Source organism: uncultured Veillonella sp., assembly GCF_905209685.1.
Lineage (GTDB): Bacteria > Bacillota > Negativicutes > Veillonellales > Veillonellaceae > Veillonella.
Window position 1 is genome coordinate 1 of sequence record NZ_CAJLUB010000082.1, and the last position, 8,379, is coordinate 8,379.

The 8,379-nt window shown below is 36.6% G+C and carries 8 protein-coding genes and 1 pseudogene; 7 read left to right on the forward strand and 2 right to left on the reverse strand.

Translation table 11 applies throughout. The features are described 5' to 3' along the window. Both QZ055_RS06600 and QZ055_RS06605 read right to left on the reverse strand, forming a co-directional pair. Nucleotides 1-392, reverse strand: a pseudogene (locus QZ055_RS06600) (diaminopimelate dehydrogenase); the annotation flags it as partial. Between the two features lie 203 nt (nt 393-595). Then, on the reverse strand, nt 596-1,825 hold the full coding sequence (locus QZ055_RS06605) for an LL-diaminopimelate aminotransferase (RefSeq protein WP_005387804.1): 1,230 nt from the start codon (nt 1,823-1,825) through the stop codon (nt 596-598). 336 nt (nt 1,826-2,161) lie between these two features. Here QZ055_RS06605 and QZ055_RS06610 point away from each other — a divergent pair, with 336 nt between their 5' ends. From QZ055_RS06610 to QZ055_RS06640, 7 genes are all read left to right on the forward strand, one after another. Next, nucleotides 2,162-3,247: a hypothetical protein gene (locus QZ055_RS06610; RefSeq protein WP_295825460.1), complete on the forward strand. Its 1,086-nt coding sequence runs from the start codon at nt 2,162-2,164 to the stop codon at nt 3,245-3,247. A 9-nt stretch (nt 3,248-3,256) separates the two neighbouring features. Beyond that, on the forward strand, nt 3,257-4,432 hold the full coding sequence (locus tag QZ055_RS06615; protein ID WP_295825463.1) for an MBL fold metallo-hydrolase: 1,176 nt from the start codon (nt 3,257-3,259) through the stop codon (nt 4,430-4,432). Nucleotides 4,433-4,898: 466 nt separating this feature from the next. Next, nucleotides 4,899-6,083: a multidrug effflux MFS transporter gene (locus QZ055_RS06620; RefSeq protein ID WP_295825466.1), complete on the forward strand. Its 1,185-nt coding sequence runs from the start codon at nt 4,899-4,901 to the stop codon at nt 6,081-6,083. Between the two features lie 142 nt (nt 6,084-6,225). Then, the gene (gene rpsF, locus QZ055_RS06625) at nt 6,226-6,510 is read left to right on the forward strand and encodes a 30S ribosomal protein S6 (RefSeq protein ID WP_004693799.1); all 285 of its coding nucleotides are present in this window, start codon (nt 6,226-6,228) and stop codon (nt 6,508-6,510) included. 19 nt (nt 6,511-6,529) lie between these two features. Further along, nucleotides 6,530-6,928 (forward strand): single-stranded DNA-binding protein, encoded by a 399-nt coding sequence (gene ssb / locus QZ055_RS06630; RefSeq protein WP_004693797.1) that lies wholly within the window; start codon nt 6,530-6,532, stop codon nt 6,926-6,928. Between the two features lie 39 nt (nt 6,929-6,967). Further along, nucleotides 6,968-7,198: a 30S ribosomal protein S18 gene (gene rpsR / locus QZ055_RS06635; protein ID WP_004693795.1), complete on the forward strand. Its 231-nt coding sequence runs from the start codon at nt 6,968-6,970 to the stop codon at nt 7,196-7,198. A 330-nt stretch (nt 7,199-7,528) separates the two neighbouring features. Next, on the forward strand, nt 7,529-8,379 hold an 851-nt coding region (locus QZ055_RS06640), incomplete at its 3' end, for a substrate-binding domain-containing protein (RefSeq protein ID WP_295825469.1).

The following is an 8,379-nucleotide window of genomic DNA, read 5'->3' on the forward strand; positions in this document are numbered from 1 at the left end:
ACACGTTGTAAAGAGAACATGCCTGGGTCCCAACCGCAAGAAATCAATGTAGCAGTTTTAGCTTCTTTAGCTACTTTGTCTACATTAGCAAAATGCTCAGGAATACGTGCATGTGTATCGAAGGAATCGATACAGTTGAAGTATTTAGTTACCATTGGAGTTTGTTCGATAAGGTCTGTTGCAGAACCACCGCAAAGAACCATAACATCGATTTTACCTTTGAAGTTTGGTAGATCTTCCATAGTATATGTAGGAACACCAGAAACTGTTTCTAAGCCTTTACGGCGAGAGAATACACCAACAAGCTCCATATCAGGTTGTAATTTTACGGATGCTTCAACGCCACGACCTAAGTTGCCGTAGCCAACGATACCAATACGAATTTTGCTCATATTAGCCTCCTATATAAATCGAGAAATTTAATTATTAACATTTTTATTATAGCACAAAAGTAGGGTATTTGATATTTTTCTATAGAATTAATTGATGAGAGATATAAAAGACCGATTGACCTCTTATTATAGAGGGGCAATCGGTCTTTTTGTCTCTATAGGGATTGGTGCTATATCGGGTAAACCGTATGGCAATTATCCTATTAGAATTTTAATGTTTTAATTCTTTCAACGGCGCGAATTGTATTTTCACGGCTACCGAAAGCTGTTAAACGAAGGTAGCCTTCGCCGTGAGGACCAAAGCCAGAGCCTGGTGTAGATACGATTTGAACTTGTTCGAGCAAGATGTCGAATAATTCCCAGCTAGTCATATTACCAGGAGTTTTTAGCCAAATGTATGGAGCGTCAACGCCGCCGTATACAGTAAGGCCGATAGATTCAAGACCTTCTTTGATAATACGAGCGTTTTCTTTGTAGTATGCAATGTTAGCGCGAGTTTGTTCGCGGCCTTCTTTTGTGTATACTGCTTCAGCACCGCGTTGGATGATGTAAGGAACACCATTGAATTTAGTGCATTGGCGACGGTTCCACATAGGGTTTAGTGCTTGGCGTTCGCCGGATTTAGTTTTACCAGTCACTTCTTTAGGTACAACTGCGTAAGCACAACGAGTACCAGTGAAACCTGCAGTTTTGGAGAAGGAACGGAACTCGATAGCTACTTCACGAGCGCCTTCGATTTCGTAGATGGATTTTACAGTGTCTTCTGTGCTGATGAAAGCTTCATAAGCAGAGTCGAACATCAAAATTGCATCATTATCTTTACACCATTTGATCCATTCTGCTAAACGAGCACGGCTCAAAACAGTACCAGTTGGATTGTTAGGGGAGCAAAGATATACGATATCTACACGTTCAGAAGGGAATTCTGGAGAGAAGTTGTTTTCTGCGTAAGTAGGGAGGTATACAACCTTTTGGAAGATACCATCTACTGCTTCGCCAGTACGACCGCCCATAACGTTAGAGTCTAAGTATACTGGGTACACTGGATCAGTAATAGCGATGATGTTATCTTCGCTGAATAATTCTTGGATGTTACCAACATCAGATTTTGCACCATCGGAAACGAATACTTCGTCAATCGCAATGTCTACACCTAATGGTTTGTAGTCGCCATCAACAATAGCTTGACGTAAGAAGTCATAACCTTGTTCAGGACCATAACCGCGGAACGTTTCAGCTTTACCCATTTCTTGAACTGCTTTGCTCATAGCGTCGATAATTGCTGGAACTAGTGGTAATGTAACATCGCCGATACCAAGACGAATGATATCTGCATCTGGATGAGCTGCTTGATAATCTGCAACCTTTTTAGCGATATTCGCAAATAAATAAGAACCTTGTAGGTTTAAATAGTTTTCATTAATATTAGCCATGATGACTCCTTTTTATAATCAGATTTCTCTATATATAGTAAATTATATAGAATAATGACGCAAGGATTTTCTATAGAATTTTTTCTTAATCTAAATAGTGTACATATTTTTAATATAAAAGACTATAATATGAGGAATTTATTACTCGTTGATTGTATTAAAGTAAAAATATAGGAAGATAGTATCTGCATAGAATTTGATTTTTCATTATTTACTCATAAAAAGACGATTGATATAATGAATTTATAATAATACATTGATCTATTGTGTATGATATGGGGTAGTTTTAGTAGTTATGTGCAGTGAGGTAAATTGCTATTAAGGGAGGCGTTTATAATGTTAAAGCCTGAAGAGGTATATGAATTTATTTGTAAAGGTATTAATCGAAAATATAAAATTGATGAGTTTGAAACCTTTTTTGGGAAACATAAGAGCGATACAACAGAAGATACTGTTAATATAAAAAAAGTAAAACAAAAAGATAGCGATGGGGATATAAAAAGATTTGCAGCAAACTTTTATAAGGCTCCTATTGTAAATTACAAAGGCTATGTCAAGGGAAAGGGGCAAGCGGATAAGAATCACTATAGTGAAGTTATTTCAAGTACTCTTTTATCAAAAAATCTTTTAAAGATGTGGAAAGAATTAGAGCCAGTACGAACGAATCATTTTGATACAGATCATTCTCCTTCTGGAATCGTAGATATGAAAAAGCTGCAAGACACAAATCGTAAAGAGGAAATTTTAGCGAAATTGTTGTTTTATCAACGTAAGGTTGATGGATTAGGCTATATTTTTGATTATCAAACACCATTAAAGGAAACACGAAATGATTCTTATGGAAAAATAGATTTATTAGGCTATAACACTGATGACGAATGTTATTCTGTCATTGAATTAAAGTATCGGCCTTCTGGCAGTGAGGAAACTTTACTACGCTGTATTTTAGAAGCTTATACATATTATAAGTTGCTTGATTTAAAACAGATTAAGGTTGATGTTGCTCACGAGGGTATAAATAACTTAAAGAAATTATCTGAATATAAACATACAAATGAAGCCGAGTTAGTTGTTTTGTTTGACGAAAAGTCTTGTATAAAAGAAGATGGTGGAGATAAAACAAATTTGATGCTTCGTATCGTTTCAAATGAACCTGATGATCCTAATAACTATCCATCTAAAACTGTTGTGTCACAACAGTATAAAGAGTGTCAGGAATTAATAAACCTAAGTAAAAGAAAAGAATTACGAGCTTTATGTGAGGCAATATTAAAACAAGAGTCTAAATTGAAACAAATTCGATTTGTTGTATTACAAGCTCAAAAAGTAAGTAAAGCGCCTTATAAAAATAAAGTAGATAATTGGTCAGAAAATTTAGATCGTTTATATCGAGCAGAAACATTGCTTACCATTTCTAAGTAAAGGTTGAATATGAATATTGTTGTTCATCGTGGCACACATCAGATTGGTGGTAGTGCCATAGAAATTAGTACAGCAACTACTCGTATTATATTGGACTTTGGTAGCGAATTAAGTTTAGATGAAAAGTACATACCTATAAATTTAGATATAGACGGCGTTACAAAAGGGATGCCGGATTGTGACGGTATTGTGATTTCTCATTATCATATGGATCATTTAGGCCAACTAACCTCTGCACTATCAGAAATTCCATTATATATGGGTGAATTAAGTAAGGAAATCGCGCTAATAGGTGCTGAGTATCAAGATAGAGGTTTATACTTGCGCTTATTAGGTGCTAATACATTTCGGGGCGGAGATGTCTTTTCTATTGGTGATATACGTATCAGACCTTTAGTTATCGATCATAGTGCTGCGGATAGTTATATGTTTGTCATTGAAGCAGAAGGTAAACGTGTCTTATATACAGGTGATTTCCGGATGCATGGGTTGCGACATCATGTATTAGAAAAATTAGTTAATACATATATAGGTGAGATTGATGTATTAATTACAGAAGGTACTTTATTATCTAGAGATGCTGATGATCATATATCTGAAGTAGCCGTATTAGATGATATTTCTTCATATATTCAAGATGGGAAATATGTATTTGTTATGTGTTCATCTACGAATATTGATCGTATTATGGGGATTTGGCAGAATATGCCAACTGATAAAGTTTTAATTTGTGATGCTTATCAGAAAAAGATATTAGATACTGTCATAAATAATGTATATTATGAAAGTTCTTTGTATCGTAGACATGATAGCCCATTAGTTATTGATAAAGGAAGGTATCCTAAATACTATATGGAACATGGATTTGTATCCTTAGTAAGAGGGACAGAAAACTTTATTTCTAAAATTAAAGAGTTCCCTAAAGATGATGTACGTATTATATATTCCATGTGGACAGGATATATTGAGGAGAATTTAGCATTGAAAGAATTGTTAGATACATATTCATCTTATATATGTCATGCCAGTGGTCATGTCTCAAAGGACGATTTAGTTCAGTTCATAGAAATGGTTGGTCCTGATATTGTTATTCCGGTTCATACTGATATCCCTGAAAAACTAGAGAGAATACTGCCTAATAGAAATGTTTATGTCGTTAATGATAAAGAGCCATTTATCATATAATTCCTTTAAGAAATTCTATTTATGTTGTATAATATATAAAAAGAGAGCCATCAACGTGTGGTTGCGTTAGGCTCATCTTATAAATGTTTTCTTATTATTGCCTAGCGTGCGAGTATTTTGAATACTCTGTTGCGTTAGGCTTTTGTCTTTATACTATTTGAATAGTGCAAAGAGTGATATTGCTATGGAAATTACAAAAAGAATTAAGTAGTACTTTTCGAATTTGCTCATAGTATCACCACCTTTCGGTGATGAGCCTAACTCACGTGATGACTCTTAGCATTAGTATATCAATGTAATTTTAGGAAAAATAGAATTGACATTTTGTTATATACCAATTTTTGCGTAGTATTTTACTACGCTTTTTTATTGAAAAATATCAAAACTATATAGGATTAACTTTGTTTTTGATATAATCTTAATAAATACATATTATCGTGCGATTTTATATGAAAGTGGTGTCTTTATGCTGACGATTAGCAATAAAGGATGGCTTTTTACTTCTATATTAAGTGCTTTGATGGCGTTTACGTCGTTGTCGACGGATATTTATTTGCCTGCCATGCCAGAGATGGGGCGAGATCTTAATGGTGATGCGGAGCTAACGTTGACTGGTTTCTTAATAGGTTTTGCGCTAGCCCAACTTTTCTGGGGCGCCGTTAGCGATAAAATTGGACGTAAGAAGCCACTGATTATGGGGGTAGTTTTATTTATTATTGGTTCTGTGGGGTGTGCATTGAGTTCATCCATGATGGAATTGCTGGCTTGGCGCGTGTTCCAAGCATTTGGTGCTTGCGTAGGTCCTATGTTATCACGGGCTATGATTCGTGACTTATATGGTCGGACTGAAGCTGCTAAAATGTTATCTACCTTAGCTATTGTTATGGCCATAGCACCTATAGCAGGGCCGATGTTGGCAGGACATCTACTCGTGTGGTATACTTGGCATTCAATCTTTTGGTTATTAGTTGCTATCGGTATTTTGATGCTCGTTGCCGTATTAGTCATTCCTGAAACACATCCTGTAGAGAAGCGTAGTAAAAAGTCTATAGGTCATACCTATAATAATTATTGGATTTTATTGCGTAATAAAGGCTTTATGAAATATACCCTATGTGTCAGCTCCTTTTATATTGCTATCTATGCATTTTTAACAGGTTCGCCTTATGTATATATTGATGTCTATGAGGTACCAAAAGAGTACTTTGGTTATCTCTTTTCTATTAATATTATTGGTGTTATGTTACTAAGCGCAATCAATCGACGTATTGTAAGTGCTATACGTCTCGATAGATTATTGCGATATGCCACATTATTTGCTGCTATTTGTGTATCTGTTGTAATGGGATTGATTGTCTTAGGCTACCATTCACTGTGGTTAATCGTTATTGGTTGTTTTTTATTCTTCTCTATGAACGGCATCATTGCAGCTGTAACAAATGCTTTAGCATTAGATAGAGCTGGCAGGATGGCTGGCTCTGGGGCAGCATTATTAGGGGCTATGCAATATGGTAGTGGTATTGTATCATCGTTGATGCTTACCTTCTTGCCAAATGACTCGGCAGATCCTATGATGGGGGTCATTACATTATTTGTTATTATCTGCGCCATTATCGCTTTTCCTGAAGATGAAAAATATAATCGTATATAATATTGGTGAAAGCAAGGGCTTAAATTTGAGCCCTTGCTTTCATTCTTTTTTTAGGTTATAATAGTAAGGCTTATTGATGGTAAGCACTTCCTACCCCTATGTGTCGATAGGGGCATTAGTCCGAAAGAGGAGGTGATTTTGTATGAACAAATACGAAGTCATGTTTATTGTGAAACCAGCTGAAGAGGAAGCAACTAACGCTGTTATTGAAAAAGTAGAAGCTTTAATTGCTCGTGTAGGCGGCACAGTAGAAAAGGTAGATCGTTGGGGCAAGCGTCGTCTTGCTTACGCTGTGAAGAAATTCACTGACGGTTTCTATGTATTGATTAACTTTGAAGCAGCACCTGCTGAAATCAAAGAAATCGATCGTGTATTGAAAATCAACGATGAAGTCCTAAGACATCTAATTGTAAAACACGAAGCATAATTAAAGCCTGGAGGAAAACATGAACTCTGTACAAATTCTAGGTAATTTAGCTCGTGATCCTGAAGTACGCTATACCAAAACTGGTCGTGCTGTAGCAACTTTCACAGTAGCTGCAACTAACACCTATATTGATTCCACAACAAATGAGACGAAAGAACAAACTGCTTTCATCAACTGCGTTGCTTGGGGTAAACTTGGTGAAGCGGCAGGCAATCTTCGTAAAGGCAGTCGTTGCTTTGTAGAAGGTCGTTTGCAAACTCGTTCTTACGAGACTCAGGACGGTCAAAAACGTTACGTTACTGAAGTGGTAGCGAACTTTGTGGGCCAATCCCTTGATATGAATACTAATTCTTTCGAAGGTGGGTCCAATTTTGATAGTTTCAGTACAGGCGGCGATGACGAAAACATCCCGTTCTAGTGTCAGGGACTCCTACTAATTCGAAAAGGAGGATTCGCAATGAGAAGAGATAGAGGCAGAAAGCCAAGAAGAAAAGTATGCGTTTTCTGTGCAGACCATATCGATCAAATCGACTATAAAGATGTTGCTAAACTTCGTCGTTTCACGACTGAACGCGGCAAAATCTTACCTCGTCGTATTTCCGGTACTTGCGCAAAACATCAACGCAAATTGACTACATCTATCAAACGTGCACGTGCAATCGCTTTATTGCCATTCACTGCTGAATAATTGATGAATCAAGGCGGTACAACCATTTGGTTGTGCCGCCTTTTTGCTTTTATGGATAGGGATTATGCGTTTGGCACATAATCCTTTTTTATATTCCTTTGATTCTCAGGGATTATTATATTTACTGAATTTAATAAATATTCAATATAATAGATGTAGAAATATATGATTAAAATTTATAATAATGCCTTTAAAAATAGAGCCTATATGACTAATCTGTATAATCGAATTAATCAAACTTATGCATATAATCAGAAAAGCTTATGGTTTTTATACTATAATGTGAGTATATGCTTAGTACTGTAAAGTTCAGTGAAAGGTGGTAAGTACATGGGATTTTTGAAAAAGGATATATCCCGTCGCCAGTTTATTGGTGGTGCTTTAGCGTTAGCAGCCGCATCAGCGGTGCCGTCGTTTATACGCGGTGCCTATAAGCCAACACAGTCTGATTCATTGCAAGTATGGACTTGTGGAGGATTATCTGAAGCATTTCTCGATTTAAACCAAGTCTATACGATGCACACAGGGCACAATATTCAGTACACTGGTGCCTTTGCAGGTGCTATTGGTAAATCGTTGCTTGCAGAAAAGAGTCGTACCGAAGTCTTTGGTGCTCGCGGTTTAGAGTTGGCAAAGAATATGCGTAAAAAGGGCGTAAGCATGGCTTTTGAACCATTATGTTTTACGGATTATGTCATCGTTACACCTAAGGGAAATCCAGCAGGAATTAGGGATTTGAAGGATATGGCAGAGCCTGGTGTACGCGTTATGTTGCCATTAGGTGCCTCACCTCCTGGTAGTGCCTCTGTAAAAGGGATTATGAAACTGTCAGGCTTAACCGATGGCATTATGAAAAACATGATAGCCGAAAATGCTTGTGTAATCTCCATGATGTGTGACCTTGTAGAAGGTAAAGCAGATGTATCCATTATTGAAAAACGTCTTACTACTCATGATCGATTCAAGGATCGTATTGAATACTTCTCTATACCACCACAATTTGTGCCGCCTGCACCACTTACTTTCACCATTAATACAATGAAATATGTACAAGATCGTGCACTAGCTGCCGATTATATTGAATTTACACGGTCCCAAGAAGGACAACAAATCTTAGAAAATCACGGATTTACATCCGTTCATAGTGCGAGAGGTCTCGATTTGATAGAAAGGTTTGGTGT

Bases quoted from the DNA above. Each gene is read 5' to 3' on its own strand.
- QZ055_RS06605 (WP_005387804.1), bottom strand. From the start codon at position 1,825: ATGGCTAATATTAATGAAAACTATTTAAACCTACAAGGTTCTTATTTA.
- QZ055_RS06610 (WP_295825460.1), top strand. From the start codon at position 2,162: ATGTTAAAGCCTGAAGAGGTATATGAATTTATTTGTAAAGGTATTAAT.
- QZ055_RS06615 (WP_295825463.1), top strand. From the start codon at position 3,257: ATGAATATTGTTGTTCATCGTGGCACACATCAGATTGGTGGTAGTGCC.
- QZ055_RS06620 (WP_295825466.1), top strand. From the start codon at position 4,899: ATGCTGACGATTAGCAATAAAGGATGGCTTTTTACTTCTATATTAAGT.
- rpsF (WP_004693799.1), top strand. From the start codon at position 6,226: ATGAACAAATACGAAGTCATGTTTATTGTGAAACCAGCTGAAGAGGAA.
- ssb (WP_004693797.1), top strand. From the start codon at position 6,530: ATGAACTCTGTACAAATTCTAGGTAATTTAGCTCGTGATCCTGAAGTA.
- rpsR (WP_004693795.1), top strand. From the start codon at position 6,968: ATGAGAAGAGATAGAGGCAGAAAGCCAAGAAGAAAAGTATGCGTTTTC.